At 39.1% G+C, this 18318-nt stretch carries 10 protein-coding genes; 6 read left to right on the forward strand and 4 right to left on the reverse strand.

The window, feature by feature from the left end:
- Nucleotides 1-12 precede the first annotated feature (12 nt).
- The 5 genes from AC27IF_RS14720 to AC27IF_RS14740 all read left to right on the forward strand — a co-directional run bounded on the left by AC27IF_RS14720 (nt 13) and on the right by AC27IF_RS14740 (nt 6049).
- On the forward strand, nt 13-1638 hold the full coding sequence (locus AC27IF_RS14720; protein WP_487055099.1) for a glycoside hydrolase family 43 protein: 1626 nt from the start codon (nt 13-15) through the stop codon (nt 1636-1638).
- Nucleotides 1639-1647: 9 nt separating this feature from the next.
- Nucleotides 1648-2442, forward strand: coding sequence for an SDR family oxidoreductase (locus AC27IF_RS14725; protein WP_487055100.1), 795 nt, complete (start codon nt 1648-1650; stop codon nt 2440-2442).
- Nucleotides 2443-2566: 124 nt separating this feature from the next.
- Nucleotides 2567-4162 (forward strand): FAD-binding dehydrogenase, encoded by a 1596-nt coding sequence (locus AC27IF_RS14730; protein ID WP_487055101.1) that lies wholly within the window; start codon nt 2567-2569, stop codon nt 4160-4162.
- An 80-nt stretch (nt 4163-4242) separates the two neighbouring features.
- Nucleotides 4243-5121, forward strand: coding sequence for a hypothetical protein (locus AC27IF_RS14735; RefSeq protein WP_487055102.1), 879 nt, complete (start codon nt 4243-4245; stop codon nt 5119-5121).
- A gap of 61 nt (nt 5122-5182) precedes the next feature.
- Nucleotides 5183-6049: a hypothetical protein gene (locus AC27IF_RS14740; RefSeq protein WP_487055103.1), complete on the forward strand. Its 867-nt coding sequence runs from the start codon at nt 5183-5185 to the stop codon at nt 6047-6049.
- Between the two features lie 15 nt (nt 6050-6064).
- On the opposite strand, the gene AC27IF_RS14745 is transcribed toward AC27IF_RS14740, so the two are convergent.
- The 3 genes from AC27IF_RS14745 to AC27IF_RS14755 all read right to left on the reverse strand — a co-directional run bounded on the left by AC27IF_RS14745 (nt 6065) and on the right by AC27IF_RS14755 (nt 13975).
- Nucleotides 6065-9247: a tryptophan 7-halogenase gene (locus tag AC27IF_RS14745; RefSeq protein ID WP_487055104.1), complete on the reverse strand. Its 3183-nt coding sequence runs from the start codon at nt 9245-9247 to the stop codon at nt 6065-6067.
- The gene (locus AC27IF_RS14750) at nt 9240-10823 is read right to left on the reverse strand and encodes a tryptophan halogenase family protein (protein ID WP_487055105.1); all 1584 of its coding nucleotides are present in this window, start codon (nt 10821-10823) and stop codon (nt 9240-9242) included. The genes AC27IF_RS14745 and AC27IF_RS14750 overlap by 8 nt, the downstream gene beginning before the upstream one ends.
- Nucleotides 10824-10963: 140 nt before the next feature.
- The gene (locus AC27IF_RS14755; protein ID WP_487055106.1) at nt 10964-13975 is read right to left on the reverse strand and encodes a TonB-dependent receptor; all 3012 of its coding nucleotides are present in this window, start codon (nt 13973-13975) and stop codon (nt 10964-10966) included.
- 763 nt (nt 13976-14738) lie between these two features.
- Here AC27IF_RS14755 and AC27IF_RS14760 point away from each other — a divergent pair.
- Nucleotides 14739-16511, forward strand: a complete 1773-nt coding sequence (locus tag AC27IF_RS14760; protein ID WP_487055107.1) for a glycoside hydrolase family 9 protein — start codon at nt 14739-14741, stop codon at nt 16509-16511.
- A 112-nt stretch (nt 16512-16623) separates the two neighbouring features.
- On the opposite strand, the gene AC27IF_RS14765 is transcribed toward AC27IF_RS14760, so the two are convergent.
- Nucleotides 16624-18003 carry a sugar porter family MFS transporter gene (locus AC27IF_RS14765; RefSeq protein ID WP_487055148.1) on the reverse strand — a complete coding sequence of 460 codons (1380 nt, stop codon included), beginning with the start codon at nt 18001-18003 and terminating at the stop codon, nt 16624-16626.
- Nucleotides 18004-18318 lie beyond the last annotated feature (315 nt).

Consider the following 18318-nt stretch of genomic DNA (forward strand, 5'->3'; position numbering starts at 1 on the left):
GCAGAGTAACTTATGAATAAAATAACAAACCCAATACTAAAAGGTTTTAATCCTGATCCAAGCATATTACGAGTTGAAGATGATTATTATATAGTCACATCGACGTTTGAGTGGTTTCCGGGTTATCAAATTCATCATTCTAAAGACTTAGTGAATTGGCAACTAATCAATAGACCGCTTGATAGAGTCTCGCAATTAGATATGAAAGGTGTTCCCGACTCTTGTGGTGTTTGGGCTCCCTGTATTACTCATCACGAAGGTGTTTTTTACTTACTTTATACCAATGTAAAAAGTTTTGATGGCGACTGGAAAGACACCCCTAACTATCTAGTTACGGCTACTGACATAAATGGCCCGTGGTCTGAGCCGACATTTATCAATGCTAGTGGTTTTGACTCATCGCTTTTCCACGATGATGACGGTAAATCATATTTTATTAACATGCTGATGGATCACCGTGACGGACGTTTCTTCGGTGGGGTAGTTTTACAAGAATTCGACAAAGAATCGAAAAAACTGGTTGGTAAAATCCACTATATTTTTGAAGGCACTGAACACGGAAGAACCGAAGGTCCTCACATTTATAAGCGCAATGGCTATTATTACTTGATGACGGCTGAAGGTGGCACCAGTTATGAACACTGTATGACACTTGCCCGCTCAAAATCTGTCTTGGGCCCGTATGAAGTACATCCAGAAAACCCGTTAATTACATCAAAATACGATGAAGATAACTATTTACAAAAAACCGGCCATGGCGATATTGTTGAAACACAAAATGGTGAATGGTATGCCGTATTCCTTACCGGGCGCCCATTGAGTAAGTTGGGTCGTTGTATTACCGGTCGTGAAACTGCCATTGAAAAAGTAGAGTGGCGTGATGACGGTTGGCTTTACCTTGCCTGTGGTGGCCAAGCAGCCCGCAAAGAAGTTGAAGCACCAGACTTACCTGAGCATAAATTTCCTCAACTTGAGTCACGTATTAACTTTGACACACAAGAGCTTGATATTAACTTCCAAGCGTTACGTGTACCTATGGCGAAAGACTGGGTCAATTTAGAAGATCGTCAAGGCTACTTACGCTTATACGGTAAAGAGTCATTAAGCTCGTGCTTTGAACAAAGTATGATTGCTAGACGAGTACAAGCTCACCATACCATGGCTCAAACTTGCATTGAATTTTCACCGGAGAATTTCCAGCAAATGGCCGGTTTAGTTTGTTATTACAATACCGTTCATTATCATTATCTTCATATTACCGGTGATGACTTCGGCGCATACTCTGGTAAGAAGTTCATTAATATTCTCACCTGTGATGATCATAAAACCACCTGCCCTATTGGCAAACCTATCGAAATTACTGGCAATGATAAAGTCTATCTAAAAGCTGACTTTAACGGTGCAGCGCTACAGTTTTACTATGCTGTGGATTGTATTGATGACCAACCGGTTTGGCAAAAAATTGGCCCTGTGCTTGATGGCAGTATTTTATCCGATGACTATGTAGAACATGCAGAGCGTCACTTCCACCCGTGCTTTACTGGTGCTTTTTATGGTCTTGCCAGTCAAGATTTATCAGGACAGAGACTACCAGCAGACTTTAGCTACTTTGACTATCAAGAATTTGATCAAAATTAGGAGTCGTTGATGAAAGGTTTAGCAAATAAAAAAGCAATTGTCACTGGCGGCGGCCAAGGTATAGGCCGCGCCATTGTTGAATCATTGCTTGAGCAAGGCTGTGCCGTTACCTTTTGTGATATGGATGATATTGGCCTACGTTGCCATGAAGAGTTATCTGCACAAGGTCATGAGGTTTATTTCCTAAAAGGAGATATGTCACAAGAATCATTTTGTCTTGAGCTATGTCAATATGCTGCTAACAAAATGGGCGCTATCGATCTATTAGTTAACAATGCATTCTCATTTATTGCTGAAGGCATTAATGCTACCCGCGAGCAATGGCTTAGGTCGCTTATCGTTGGGCCTATTGGCTATGCCGCTATGATTCAAGAGTGTTATAAATATATGAAAGGTAATGGCGGCAGTGTTGTCAATCTAAGTAGTATTTCCGCTCATATCGCACAACCTAATCGCTGGACTTATAACGCCGCTAAAGGCGCTGTTGATCAACTGACTAAATGTGCGGCATTAGACTTAGCGCCAGATAACATCCGGGTTAACAGTGTTAGTCCAGGTTGGATTTGGACTAACGCAGTAGAGCAAGCAGCTGACTATGACCGTGATAAATATGATCCTATTTGGGGAAAATATCATATGATGCGCCGCTGCGGCCTTCCTGAAGAAGTTGCCAATGCTATTACCTTTTTACTTAGTGATGAAGCGAGTTTTATTACCGGTACTGATTTGCCTGTTGATGGTGGCTATCTAGGTCTTGGCGGTGAAGGTTTAGGTGAACAATCTAATATTCCTAATATTGATTGATTACTCTGGTTTGTCTATGCGGGCGAGATGGCTGTTTCTCCCTTACGAATGCCTGTAGAGTTTGGCGCTCGCATAGACCTTTTTTTTCAACAATCTCCATCATATCTAGTATATAGAGTCCCGTATGAAATCAGATGTAATCATCATAGGTGCTGGTTTAGCCGGTATTTGCGCTGCATTAGAGTTATTAAATGCTAATAAATCCGTGACCATCATTGATGCAAACCCCAAAGAAAAATTAGGCGGACTTGCCTTAAACGCTTTTGGCGGTATGTTGCTTAATCAAACCACTGAGCAAAAAAGATTATTCGTAAAAGACTCGCCAGAATTGATGCTCGCCGATTGGTTAAGAGCAGCGGAATTTGATGAGTCTCATGTTTGGCAAAAAAAGTGGGCTCAAGCTTACGTAGAAAGAAGTAATGAAGAAGTCTATGCTTGGCTGAAAACACTGGGCATCAGCTTCTTTCCGATAGTTCATTGGGTCGAACGTGGTGACTTTAAACCAGGTAACTCAGTACCACGTTATCATGTGGCTTGGGGTTGTGGGCAAGGAATTGTTAGTACTTTACTCGATAAACTTTTCAGTCATGTTAATGCTGACAAACTAAGTTTGCACTTTGATCACCGAGTAACTGAACTTGAAAAAACAGCTGATAAAATCACAGGTTGTTCAGGTAAGAACTTTGATGGAGATTTTTATTTTAACGCCGAACACATAATAGTCGCTTGTGGCGGCATTAACGGTAATTTAGAGCGGGTTAGAAAAGAATGGGATCCTGTATACGGTAAACCTCCCATGAATATGTTAAACGGCAGCGACCCTATTTGTGATGGTAAATTGCACGATGAAGTTAGCCATATTGGCGGTAAAGTCACTAACTTAAAGTGGATGTGGAACTATGCTGCGGGTATAGAAAAACCCAATGCAAGTATTGAAAATGAAGGCTTAGCACTTATCCCTCCTCGCTCTGGGCTTTGGTTAGACTGTTACGGTCGCCGTGTCGGTCCTGATCCTATGATGGGCGCATTCGACACTCATCGACTTTGTCAGCGTATGGGGCATTTGGATCACCAATACGGTTGGTTAGTCCTAAACTGGCGCGTTGCTATTCGTGAAATGGCCATTTCAGGCTCTGATATGAATGTTAACTTCAGAGATAAGAACTTCATTAAAGTTTTATTAGGTGTTGTTCAAGGCTCAGGAAAACAAGTGCAATGGATGATTGATGAATGCCCTGATGTAGTCTCTGCTAATTCACTTGAGCAATTAGCCACTAAAATGAACAGTGTTACCGAACAGCCTCTTGTTGATATTCAAGGTATGGCTAGTGATATCAACCAATACGATGACTTGATCCGTAAAGGAAAACGATACCATGCTGATGATCAATTAAGGCGGATAGGACAAGCGAAACGCTGGATTGGTGATTATGTCAGAACCGCAAGTTTCAAGCCGATTTTAGATAATAAATCCCTACCACTTATCGCTATTCGTTTACGATTTTTAAGTCGAAAAAGTATGGGGGGTATTGAAACGGATTTACACAGCAGAGTATTAAGCAAAACGAACCAACCAATACCCGGTTTATATGCTATCGGAGAAGCGTCCGGCTTCGGCGGTGGTGGTATTTGTGGTAAACGTTCGTTAGAAGGAACTTTTCTATCAAACTGTATTTTCAATGCTAGAATTGCAGCAAATGCTATTAACAAACATGTATAAATAAAAACCATATTGGAGCTACAATATAACAAGGAAGTAGGCGACGAGAGATTATTTAAACCATCATTTGAGGTATAATTATGATTAGAGTTAGCACGCTTTTTCGCTTATTCATCATGGCTAATGTTATCACGCTACTACCATTGAAGGTATCTAATGCTAATTCTTTTCAACAAGAAATCAGTATTGGTGTTTTTGAAGAACACTATCAAGTAATTACTAACGCGCTAGCTGAATTTGGCTGTAATATTAACGCATTAATTTACGATGAAACTAATCAGATGTTGGCAGAATACATTATTCTCTGTAAAGCATTTGAGGTCACAGGAAATAACTTTACTTTATCTCCTGTGCCCTTCCCACTTCATAAACGTATCTTTCAGCAACTATATCAAGGTAGCATTGCAATTTCAGGTATGGGGATGTGGTTAACTGATGCAGATACAAGTCGAATTGTCGCCTCAACTGCACTAATTAAGCCAAAAGAGTTTTCTAAAGGTTTATATTACAACCCTGATAATACAGCTATTACTAAGGATATTTCGCTAGCTGACTTTAAGTCATTCGATGCTGTCACTAATAAAAATTGGTTAATTGATCATAACGCTTTAACCTGTGCAGAGTTTAATGTCACACACGCCAATAGATACAAAGCCATGTTTAAAATGATTGAAAAAGGAAGAATAGATATTGTACCACATGCCTTTACGCATCTAGCTGATATGGCGCTTGAAAAAGGCGTGCAAACCTTACTTCCTATACCAGGTTATAAAATAGAATTTGATGACTCTCTACATTATTTCATTAGTAAAGAGCACCAACACTCTGCAGTAATCGCCAACTATTTAAACGAAGGCATTGAGATATTACGAGCTAATGGCACCATTCAAAAAGTGTATCAACAACTAGGTATCATCAGATCTGAGACAAAAAACTGGCAGGCCATTAATTGTGCCTAATAACATTAACTGTTTAATTGATGTCGTCATAGGCTATAGTTAGTTAAATACGAACTCAAATTTGGCTAAGACAATCATTAAAATTACATCAATATTTTTACTCATTCTATTGTTTGCTAATACGAGTTGGGCAATATCAAAAACGGTAATAGACATTGCCGTCTTTCAAGAGCATCATAAGTTAATAGCTGATATTTATGAAAGTTATAACTGTACAGATGATGCAGTTACCCATTCACCACCAAATCAAATGATAGCCGAATTTTTATTGCTTTGTCAGGCTTTGAAATTTAGTAGTGATCAATTTGATTTACGCCTGATACCTTTTCCTATACATAAAAGAATTTATCAACACCTGTATAATGGCGAGATTGCAATTTCTGGGATGGGAATGTGGCTAGATGAAGCCGATAAAGAAAAAGTTTATATCTCTCACCCCTTAATTGAGTCAGGAAAATTCAACAAAGGGCTTTATTATAGAAAAAACAATTCAAAAGTTTTACATGCCGAAAAAACAGCTAACTTTGCAGGTGTTAGAGCGGTAATAAATACGAACTGGCTTACTGATTATCAATCTCTTTTATGCGCCAATTTTGAGGTATTCCATGCCGATCGCTACGAATCAATGTTTAAAATGCTTGCTGTTGATAGAATAGATGTTGTGCCCCACGCATTCACTCCTCACTCACAAATGCATTTAATTAAAGAAGACGAAACTCTTGTCCCAATCAAAGGCTATAAAATACAATTTGATAATTCACTGCATTTTTTTATTAGCAAAAAGCACCCATTATCTCAAGAAATTTACACTGCTCTTAATAAAGGGCTAGATGAATTAAGAAAAAATAATACCATCGAGAGTACCTATCAACGTATCGGTATTATCAGGCCAGAAACAGAGAATTGGCAAACTATTAACTGTAGCTAACTGATTATATTCACATCACATAGCTTGACAATATTTCGCGATAAAGTCTCTTTGCATTGGCATGGTATCTACTGATTTATCAATAACCGCTTTAATATGTTTAAGTCTTCGTTCAATTTCAGCTTCAGGGAAAATATCCACTAGCGGGTGGTATCCTCTTGGTGTTAGCCCTTGGCCATTCATCACCGCTAGCCAAGAAGTTTCATTAAATAATTCTCCATCTTGGCGGTATATTCGACCATTGGCTTGATAAAGATCCATTTTTGCTTGTAAACGATCAGATACTTTCATACTTTGACAGTTACGCCAAAACTCGCTGTCGTCTCTATCGGTAACTTTATAATGTAAAACAATAAAATCACGAATATATTCAAGTTCAGTATTTGTCTGCGCGTTAAAGGTATCAATGTCAATTTGCTCAAAACCTTGATGAGGAAATAATGCCATTAACTTGGCAATGGCTGATTGTATTAAATGTAAGCCGGTAGACTCTAACGGCTCAACAAAGCCCGCAGAAAGACCAATAGCAACACAGTTTTTATTCCACGCTTGTTTACGTACGCCAGTGGTCCAACGTAAAAAGTTTGGTTTACCAATCGGCTCACCTTCTAATTGGTCGGTTAATATTTTCACCGCTTCATCGTCACTAACATATTTACTTGGGTACACATAGCCATTACCAATGCGGTGCTGTAAAGGTATACGCCATATCCAACCTGCCTTTTGCGCTTTTGACTGGGTAAACGGATGTAATACCTCAGTTTCTTTCGGCATACATGGGATAGCAACAGCGGTATCGCAAGGTAAAGTATCACTCCAATCATTAAAACCGGTTTTCAAAGCGCCTTCAATTAACAAGGCTTTAAAGCCTGAACAATCGATAAATAAATCACCTTCTATGCGTTCACCACTTTCGAGTAATACACTATCAATAAAACCATCGCTGTTTCTTAAAGATACATCCACCACCTTGCCTTCAGTGCGATTCACACCACGTTCTATGGCAAAGTCACGTAAATATTTTGCATATAAGGTCGCATCAAAATGAAAAGCATAATTAATTTGAGATAGCGGTGAATTACCCATATTTTGTGAACGCATAAACCTGCCCTGCCTAGCAGCAACTGCCGCTAAGGAATACTCTTCAAGATCAGGAGTTTTACCTTGTTGGTTCATCTTAAGCCAATAATGATGAAACTGGATGGCGTCCATGTTGGTACCATGATCACCAAAGGGATGCATATAACCGCCACCTTTTTTAGTCCAGTCAATAAACTCAATACCTAATTTAAAAGTTCCTTGAGTTTTCTTAACAAAATCATTTTCATCAATGCCTAACATTTTATTAAACAAAGATATTTGCGGAATGGTCGCCTCACCTACCGACACTGTACCTATTTGATCAGACTCTATTAACCTAATATCACAGTAATCTCTACCCAATAATTTTGCCATCGAGGCCGCGGTCATCCAGCCAGCTGTACCACCACCAACAATAACGACTTTTTTTATACGCTTATTTTGTACTGGCATTTCATTCCCCTTCTCGGCAATTTTTGCTGAAATTGTCTCTGTTTTACTGGCCTTACAATAAGACTGTATATATTTATGGTGCGATATTTGTTGATCACTTGCTTGTTGAATAAAATTTGCGAATTTAACCAGCTTTTGCTCGACTTTAGCTAATGCGAAATTATCCAATAAAGGGTCATACTTTTTAGGCCAACACTCAAGTCCAAGCAATAATGAAATCCATCGACTCTTTTCTATTGTTTGGTCCTCATAGAGGGGAAAAACACCCGTGTGTTTAAATAAACGCAAACTATGTTCTAGCTGTTCAGAGATTGATAACGATTGAGTTTGTTGCCAGTAACCGCCTTTTCGCCATGCACTCATCATTAAAAAAGTTTGATTAAAATCAGCTACATCTTGATAAAACTTCTTACTTTGTCGGTTATAACTATTGACTAAACTGGTGGAACATTGCTTATTAGGTAAGCGCTTTAACCAACGTAATAAATCGCTTCGAATGTAGTTAAACTCCGTTTCTGCTAGCGGCTCAAATGTAAGTGCGGCTTTGCCTAATGCTAAACAGTTTTTTTGCCATTGTTTGGCTCTAATCCCCGTATTTAATGACTTATGACGAATACTTGAGTTGACGGTTATGCCCATTTGTTGTTCAAAACAGGCCACCACTTGCTGCGCAGTAAATTCATTACTGTCATAGTAGCAACTGACATATTGGTGCTCTTGTATTGATTGACAACTAAACCAACCAAATTCCGCCGTAGTAACACAATTCGCAGCTCGTTCAATAGTCTCATTTTCAATAGTAAATGCGATTTGGCTGTTAGCAGGATATTTTTCTTGCCATGAAGTAAAGGGCACGTTAAGTATTTGTTCAATTAAGGTGCCTTGCTCAGCGGTACAATCGATAAAGAAATCAGCTGCAAGCACCTCTCCTTGTGCTAACGTGATACTGTCAATAAAGCCTTGGCGCTTACTGTCAGTGTTATCTTCGACACAGTTAACTGACTTTATTTGGCCAAGGTGCTGAGTAACCCCTAACGATAATGCTTTTCTTCTAAGCTGATTAGCGTAATCCACAGTCGATACATTAAGCCCATAACTGAGCGATGACTTAATTGAGGCGGCATCGCTAACAGGGTGAGTAAATTTTCCCTGTTTGGCACATAATGCACTAAAAGAGAATGCTTCAATGGCATTATGTGTCATTGATTTTTTTGGCGATTGTAAATGTAATCGCGTTAAATAATGTTGAAATTCTATACCATCAAAACTAAGTCCTACTGGCGTAGCGGTATGAAAAAAATCATTTTCTGCACTGTACCAGCCTTTATATTGAGTGGCTAAAACAAAGCTAGCTTGGCTATTCTTCATTAGGCTTGCTTCATCAATATTGAGTTTCTGATGAAAGTCCACTTGACTTTCATTTAAGGCAGTAACATGAGTAGCCGACTTAAAGTCAGTGTCTTGCTCGGAAGATTCTTGCTCCAAACATAGGTGTACAATCTCTATATCCAGCGTCGATAATTGCTGTGCTAATACTAAACTTGCCTGCCAACCCGCTAGATAACTCTCTTGGTCTTTAGTGTCATTACTACTAACGACAACAATACGTGTTAAGGCTTGATTGTTTTGTGCTGCATGTTTAAATTTGTCATCAAGATTAACCATGTTTACGCCCATACAAATTCATACTTGGTTTTGCTTTATTAGGATAGTTAGCAGGGTTATTTAAATATTTTTTAATAATATCATGATGTTTTGGCATACCAGCTGCAGCTTTTTCTACTTGCTGTTTATAGCCCGACAGTTGTTTTAACAACGACTCATCACTGATCAAGTCTATGCGTTCATCATAACTTTGTGGAATGATGCCTTGCCCCATGAATACCGCCAACCAACTTGGCTCTAGAAACAAACCATGTTGATAGTTTTCAATTAAGCCCTGCTCTTTAAACAACTCGATTTTTTCTTCTAATGAGTCAGGCACAGACATATGTTTGCAATAGCGCCAAAACTCAGTGTCTTCACGCTCTGTCGCGTGGTAATGCAAGATCAAAAAATCACGGATACGGATCATTTCATTATCGAGGGAGCGATTAAATTCATAGGCTTTTATTTCTAGCTCATCAACATCATTACTTTCATGATCAGGGAAGACTTCCAGCAACTTCATAATCGAGCTTTGAATTAAATATAAGGTTGTTGATTCTAATGGCTCTAAAAAGCCTGACGCTAAGCCAATAGCCACACAATTTTTTAGCCATGCTTTTTTCGGCTTACCGGCGCTAAAATTAAAACTAACCGGCTGCTGTAATGGCTCACCTAATAAGCTGGTCATTAAATTATCGGTCGCTGTGGCCAAATTAGTAAATCCATCACAAAAGACATGGCCATTACCCAACCTGTGTTGTAATGGAATACGCCAAAGCCAACCGGCATCTTGCGCAATGGCTTTAGTATAAGGTAAGGGATCTTGAGTATATTGAGTAGGTAAAGCAACCGCACTATTACAGGGTAGCCAATTGCTCCAATCGTCAAACTCAACGTTTAGGGTTTGTGATATTAATTTACCGTTAAAGCCTGAGCAATCAATAAAGAAGTCTCCTTCGATATGCTCACCAGTCTCTAGTACCAGTGACTTTATCTGTTCATCAGCATGTTGAATTACCTTTTTTACTTTTCCTTCAATATGTGTAACACCGTGTTGTTTAGAAAAAGATTGCAGAAATTGAGCGTAACAACCGGCATCAATGTGATAGGAATAACCAAAAGTAGATAATACCGAATTTTGCTCGGTACTGGGGAAATCAAATTTACCGGCAAGACTTGCCATAACAGGTAATGAGTACTCACTAAAACTTGTGGTATTACCGTGGAGATGCTGTTTTAACCAAGCATGATGAAAGTCCACTTGATTGATTTTTTGTCCATATTCGCCAAAGGGATGTAAGTAACTTTCCCCTTTGTTCTTCCAATTTGAAAACTCAATGCCAACTTTGAACGTTGCCTGCGTGGTTTTCATAAATTCAGCTTCGTTAATTCCTAGACGTTCATTGAAAAAACGTAAATGAGGTAAAGTTGCTTCGCCTACTCCAACACGAGCGATTTGCTCTGATTCAATTAAGCTAATTGAGTATTTATTACTAGGTAACAATTTGGAAAATGCTGCGGCTGTCATCCAACCGGCGGTACCACCACCTAAAATAACAATGCTCTTTTTCTGTGTTGTTACTGCTTTATTCATAATACTCCAATGAAATAAGTTGCCGCTCCTATTGTTAATAGGAACGGCGATGGGATAGAAAAGGGTGGTCTTATCATATCCCAAAACATTGAGAAAACAATAAACTAAAGGTTTTCTCGTTTTGCTTTACAGAATCACCGTTAGAACATTGCTCTAACAACCAAACTATAACGACGGTCATTAGTAAACCATGCACGGGTTTTCTTATCACCCGCTTGATTAATTTGCATCTTGGTTTCAGTAATATTGTTATTCAAGTTAGTTCCTTGAATACCTACCTTCCAAGTGTCATTAACATCCCAAAATACTGACGCATCAACTTGTCCACCTGCACCATTATAAATAGGTAAAAAGGTGATGACATCACGTGTGGTTAACAAATACTCTGAGCGCCAGTTATAGGCAACACGAGCTGAGATACCAAACTTTTCATAAAGCAAAGCTGCATTGGCATTTTGCTCTGAAAGACCTTCTAAAGGTAGATCATCAAAAGCAAAATCACCTGCATCACTATTATCATTAGTCGAGTCATTCAAACCACTATTGGGTGAACCATCTTCTGAGATATAAGTATAATTAAGCTGTGTACCTAAGCCTGACCAAGCGCCGGGTAAAGTATCAAAAAATTGCTGATATGCTACTTCAAAACCTTTAATGCTACCTTCATCACCATTAGTTGCCCCTGCAACAGCTACCGTTTGAGTAGAGCCATTATTGGTATAATCACGGAAAGTCACACCATTGATAAAGTAATTGCTTAAATCTTTGTAAAATAATGACGCTGTTAAAGAGCCAGCCTCCGCAAAATACCACTCTAGTGACAGATCATAGTTATATGATTCCATTGGTTTCAAATAAGGATTGCCTGATGTACCATCATAGTAAGCATAAGCTGCTGATACCGGCACCGGCTCTTCACCCGGTGGTACATCAGGATCAAATACCACTTGCATATCTTGACCGGTAATTTCCACGTAATTACGTAAATTACCTAAAGAAGGTAGCGAAATGGCTTCAGAAAAAGCGGCTCGTAACAATAATTCATCAGTAAGGTTTAACTTAAAGTTAACGCTTGGTAAGACATTAGTATATTCACTTGATGCCGTCAGTGGTACTGATGCACCATTACCAAATGCTGCTTGGTCGGCAACTAACACGTTACCTATGTCGGTTGGATCATTAGGATCTTCTGGTAAGTCATCAGGAAAAACATTGAAGCCGTCAGTATCATTTTCTAGCTTCACATACCTAAAACCAATGTTAGCACTGTAGTCCATACCGCCAATATCGCCTTCAAAATCAAACTTGATATAAGCCGCACTGCTAACTTCTTTAGTGACATTAATCTCATTTGGAATAAAATGGCCTGTTGCGTCTCCACGACTTGCTAGTGCCGACCAGCCCCAATCAACCCCCATAGCAGGAGCCAATGCAGACTCAAGGTTTGCATAGTCACTGACCATTGATAAGGCTGGGAATAAGAAGCTATTGCCCCCTTCAGCGCTTAGCACACCGCCACGAGCAAAATTACCAAAATCAATCACTTCGGTAGGCACATCTTCATGATCCGAGTACCACTGATTACCACCAGCCCAAGCTTCTGAAATAACGGCCCAATTATAAGTAGATTGGCGAGTAGTTTGTTCACGATCTGAATAGCGAACACCAAACTGAATGGCTTTCATAATCCCTGAATCGAGGGTATATTCCACATCGAATCGAGTTGAAAGCTCTTCACCTTCATTATCTGAAACATGATCCATGGCGCTACGGAAGAAATGTGCACTAGGGTCAGTAAATGGATTAGACGGCGTATAGTCGCTTTGGTTATCATAACCAGGATGATGTAATGAAACATTTGCCACACCGCTACCGGTTAAGTCCATACCAACAACAGCGCGGGTTGCTCCCATTACAGAAACATCTTCAATTGTGCCAGTAGAATCTACATATTGCACATCAAATTGAAATGCCCAAGTATCATTTGGAGTATATTTAGCGTTAAAACTATAATCACTCGTTACTGAGTTTTCATCACGAGCACGAGTTTGCATATTGTGCTGTGCGCCATAACGCTGCGGATTACCATCACCACGCCAGCCTGCTTCAGAAGTAATAACGCCTTTTTCAAAATAACCATTATCGTCAAATTCGAACTCTGTACCATCAACAGGCAGCATATTCACTCTAGAGTCATCATCATCCATTTCAATAACATTTTCAGACCAAGCTAATGTTGCTTCTGAGCGTAAATACTCACCCGTTAGCAATATCGTTTTATCTGGGCTTTCCCACTGTAATGAAGTAGCAAAACCTTCACGTTCTCTGTCATCTACTTTTTTACTTAAACGTGTTGTTTCCGGAACATAGAGTTCTTCGCCATTAGGGCCACTATAAACTTGTGGTATATATAGGCCTACCTGTGTGCCATGAGATTCAACTTTAATTTCTGAATTTGAATAGTTAGCTAAGAAGCCCCAACGACCCGAATTGGTATCCCAAACATCACTGTATAAACCAGAGAATGTTGGCGCTGTTTCTTCTCGCAAATCGGTATAGGTGAGATCGGCACTAAAAGCGACAACACGTCCATCGGAATCAAATGGCTTACGGGTCACTAAATTAACCGTACCGGCAATGCCACCTTCAATCATGTCAGCCGTTTGGTTTTTAAATAGTTCAACAGAGCCCATAAGCTCTGGCGAGACATCTTCAAAACTCAAACCTCGCCCCGAATCGGCTGAAAAACTATCACGGCCATTAAATTCACTTCGCACTTGTGTTAAGCCACGTACAACAACGCCTCCCCCTTCAACACCAAAATGGTCGGGGTCATCAGCCGCCGCAAAGCGCTCAATAGCAACACCTGGCATTCTAGAGATGGCCTCTAGTACACTGCGATCAGGCATAGAGCCTAAATCCGCGGAAGATAAACCATCCATTACCGTATCAGCATTCATTTTCATGTTTTGTGCTGAAATTAAATTACCACGCTGACCTTGCACCTCTATTACTTCAATCGACTCTTCTGCTTGAGCTGTTTCCGCTTTTGAGTCTTGAGCGAACGCTGTAGCAGAAGTCAGCCCAAGTACCGCAGATGCAATTAGCGAGTATTTAAAGTTTTGCTTTTGATGGTGTGATTTATTTTTCATAAAGATATCCCCTTCATTTTTCCACCTAACTTTTATTTAATTATGTTTCGTTATTTTTTTTAAGTAGTTCACAGGTTTTCTAAATTCACGTTATCAACATCAAAGTGATAGAGCGCCTTTAGTTGGGAAATAGCTAGAGATTGAACGTTCAACTTTATGAACTCTTGTATTTGAACGCTACCAAAACATAATAAAATATTGAAAAGTAAAGAATAAAAATAAACATCAATAAATACTGAATAAAAGTGAAATTTAGTAAAAATTAATAATAAATGAGGGGAATTAATTAAAATATTCAAATATATTGGTAAATATCCTCAGGTCACAGTCAGTTAAATAACAAAATAAAAGTAGTAAGCCATTAAAAGTTAAGCTTAGTGGTTGTTGTGAATTAAAACTAATTAACGATGAGTGTTTTCTATTTGTCATCAATTGAACATTCACTGTCAGTAGTATTTAATGCAAATTTCCGTTCAAATTTATTTAAAGACCTAAACAAGTACGACTAAGTAGCATAGTTGAACGACTTTTATCACATTTTAAGTCAAGTTATTAATTGCCCGTGTTCATCAGGTCATATAAGCCTGTAAAAGAGATAGATAAGTATTAATTGACACAAATCGGGTAAATGAATAAAAGAATCTAAATAATAAGCGGAAGTTTAAAACTCATTAGTATAAATAAGTGATAAAGCACTATGCCCTCACTGCCTTATACAATTGAGCATGACTTAGCCGCTATAAATAACCTTAGGAATAACTCCATGTTTAATCCCAAATCTTACCTATTTATTGTGCTAATTTTTCTTACTGCTTGTGGCAGCTCAGGATCAAGCACAAATTCTGATCAAAATATTACTATAGAGCTAAGTCCTGCTCCACCACCTGTTATATCTTCGCAAACAGAGGAAGCAATAAAAATTAACCAATTAGGCTATTTACCTAATGCTCACAAGATGGCTATCATACCAATGATCACAAGCGAGTCTTTTGCATTAATCAGTCAAGATTCAGGTGAATCAGTCTTTAGCAGTAATTTATCTGCAAGCTTACAATGGGGTCCAGCAGGCGATGAACAATTTAAGCAAGCTGACTTCAGCGCATTTACGACGCCCGGCCAATATTTTATTCGGGTAGAGGGGATTAAAGACTCTCACTCTTTTACGATTAATAATAGTGTTTACAGTGAATTACATGATGCTGCGATAAAATCTTATTACTTTAACCGCGCCAGTATTGCCATTACCTCTCCTTATGCTGCAGATTGGCAACGTAATGCCGGACACTTAGACCTTAACGTCAAAGTACATAGCTCAGCAGAAAGTAACTTTCGAGCGGCCGATAGCACCATAGCATCAGCTAAAGGCTGGTATGATGCCGGTGATTATGGAAAATATACGGTAAATTCAGGTATTACTACTTACACATTACTCGCAGCTTATGAAAATTTCCCGCGTTTTTATCAAAATAGAGTACTTAATATTCCAGAGTCAAATGATGAATTACCCGATTTATTAAATGAAATATTTTGGAACCTTGATTGGCTAGAAACCATGCAAGACGGTGATGGTGGTGTTTATCATAAGTTAACAACACTCGACTGGCCAGGTCATGAAATGCCCGATGAAGACACCCGTGAGCGATTTGTAATAGGAAAATCTACCGCCGCGACACTTAACTTTGCGGCAGTATTAGCGGCCGCAAGTAGAGTTTACCAACCCTTTGATGCATCTATTGCTTCAAAAAGACAAGCTTGGCTTACTGCGGCAGAATCGGCTTGGAGCTGGGCCATCGACAATCCAGAGCAGTTCTATCAACAGCCTAATGATGTACACAGTGGTGAATACGGCGATAATGCTTTAGCCGATGAGTTTGCATGGGCTGCTGCAGAATTATTCATTGCAACACAAGACGATAAATACCTTGACCATTTTTTTACGTTCAACAACGGTTTTACCGTTCCTTCTTGGCAAAACGTTGCTTACTTAGCCATTAGCTCATTAGTAATGAACGGTGAAAATTTGCTGTCTGCAGAGTTATATCAGCAGTTAACACAAACACAATTAACGTTAGCCGACACTATTGTGGCAGAGCATCAAACAAGTGAATATATGGTCGCTATGACAGAGAATGATTTTGTTTGGGGCAGTAACTCTGTTGCATTAAACAAAGCCTTAGTCCTTAGCCAAGCATATCAGCTAACAAACAATAGCCAGTATCAACAAGCTAGTTTAGGGTTAGTGCACTATATACTTGGTCGTAACCCTATTGATTATTCATTTGTAACCGGTTTTGGCAGTAAGTCACCCATGGCGCCTCATCATAGAATATCAGCCAGTGACAATATCACAGCGCCAATACCTGGTATGGTTGTGGGCGGGCCAAACAATGGTAAACAAGATGGTTGTTCTTATCCTGCAATAGAACCTGCAAAATCTTATGTTGATGACTGGTGCAGTTACGCGTCAAATGAAATAGCGATTAACTGGAACGCCCCTTTAGTATATGTACTAGCGGCGATACAAGATGGACAATAATCAACTGATTTGAATAAAAATTAATTTAAATGAACAAAAAAGAGCTGAAAACAGCTCTTTTTTAATTCTTACACTCGGACTTATAATTTACCTTGCTGCCATTGAGTAATTACTACCCTTGCATGGCTTCTAGCTCTTTACCTTTAGTTTCATTGACAAACTTAATCACAAAGCCAATTGAAATAAACGCACACACTGTATAGAAACCATAAGCTGCAGCAAGCCCAATACTACCGAGCATGATAGGGAATGTCATGGTAATAGCAAAATTGGCAATCCATTGTGCAAAACCACTAACCGCTAAACCAGAGCCTCTGATCTGATTAGGGAACATTTCGCCGAGCATTACCCACATTACCGGTCCCCAAGAAAGATTAAAGAAAAATACATAGGTATTGGCTGCGATCAATGCTGTAGTTCCCATAGTACCTAACAATAAGTTACCATCGCTATCGGTAGCAGCTTGAGCAAACGAGAACACCAATACAGCGAGTGATACTGCCATACCAATTGAGCCAATAGTTAAGAAAGGTTTGCGGCCAACTTTATCAATCGTCATCATAGTGATAACACATGCCGCAATACTTACTGCGCCACTAATAATATTAATCAGTAATGCGTCAGACTCTGAAAAGCCAACCGCTTGCCACAGTACCGCACCATAATAGAAAACTACATTGATACCCACCAACTGTTGAAAGGTTGCTAAACCTATACCTATCCATACAATGGTTCTTACTTTTCTAGTCTTTTTATCAAGTAAATCAGTTAACTTAGGTTGATGATGATCACTCGCTAAAGACGTTTGAATCGTAATAAACTTTTGCTCGGCTGCTTCTGGGCCAAAAAGTTTACTTAACACGGCTTTAGCTAAACTGTCTTTTTGCTTCATTACTAAATATCGTGGACTTTCAGGAATAAACATCAAGGCGATTAAAAAAAGTACCGCTGGAATCAATTCTATCCAGAACATCCAACGCCATGCTTCAAAATCTAACCACAGTATTGTGGTCGAAGAGCCTGCGATAGCAACTAAATAGTAATTACTAACAAATGCGCTAAATAATCCACCGATGATAGCCACTTGCTGAATAGACGCTAACATACCACGATATTTCGCCGGCGCTATTTCACTAATATAGGCAGGAGCTAATACCGAAGCAGCACCAACAGCTAAGCCACCAATAATACGATAGACAATAAATTCAATTGACGAAACCGCTATACCAGAGCCCCAAGCACTAATAATAAATAATATAGCGGTAACAATTAATATGGACTTTCGACCAAATTTATCAGCAAGCCGAGCAGCGGCAAATGCACCAACAGCACAACCTAGCAACATACTAGCAACATTAAAACCAGTTCCAACGCTATCAGAATTAAACGCAAGTTTTAAACCATCAACGGTACCGTTTATTACACCACTGTCAAAACCAAATAAAAAGCCTCCGATTGTGGCTACACAACTAATTAAAATAATTAATAACATGTTTTGTTGCTCAACCTTTTCAGTCGCTGTTGAACTATGTTCCGTGGCTGAAATAACCTGTTCTTGCATTTATATTCTCCTAGAGTCTGTTGACCTTTCATATTTGTATATTGTTCACGTTATTTTTGCGCGATGTGCATAGAATGTTACACTGTCGTTTTAGATCAATTTTTAACAGCAAAGCGAGGTAGCATTTAAACAAAGCCTAATGGCTGCGTTTATCCTCTACCTCTCCTGCGTTATCGATTATTCAAGTCGTATCACTTCCCTTGTTAACCTCTATTTTTGATAAAAACAAATCGCTATCAAAATATC

This window comes from Colwellia sp. KS18-150 (genome assembly GCF_057551365.1).

Coding starts and splice junctions, on each gene's coding strand:
- AC27IF_RS14720 (WP_487055099.1), top strand. CDS start 13: ATGAATAAAATAACAAACCCAATACTAAAAGGTTTTAATCCTGATCCA.
- AC27IF_RS14725 (WP_487055100.1), top strand. CDS start 1,648: ATGAAAGGTTTAGCAAATAAAAAAGCAATTGTCACTGGCGGCGGCCAA.
- AC27IF_RS14730 (WP_487055101.1), top strand. CDS start 2,567: ATGAAATCAGATGTAATCATCATAGGTGCTGGTTTAGCCGGTATTTGC.
- AC27IF_RS14735 (WP_487055102.1), top strand. CDS start 4,243: ATGATTAGAGTTAGCACGCTTTTTCGCTTATTCATCATGGCTAATGTT.
- AC27IF_RS14745 (WP_487055104.1), bottom strand. CDS start 9,247: ATGGTTAATCTTGATGACAAATTTAAACATGCAGCACAAAACAATCAA.
- AC27IF_RS14750 (WP_487055105.1), bottom strand. CDS start 10,823: ATGAATAAAGCAGTAACAACACAGAAAAAGAGCATTGTTATTTTAGGT.
- AC27IF_RS14755 (WP_487055106.1), bottom strand. CDS start 13,975: ATGAAAAATAAATCACACCATCAAAAGCAAAACTTTAAATACTCGCTA.
- AC27IF_RS14760 (WP_487055107.1), top strand. CDS start 14,739: ATGTTTAATCCCAAATCTTACCTATTTATTGTGCTAATTTTTCTTACT.
- AC27IF_RS14765 (WP_487055148.1), bottom strand. CDS start 18,003: ATGTTATTAATTATTTTAATTAGTTGTGTAGCCACAATCGGAGGCTTT.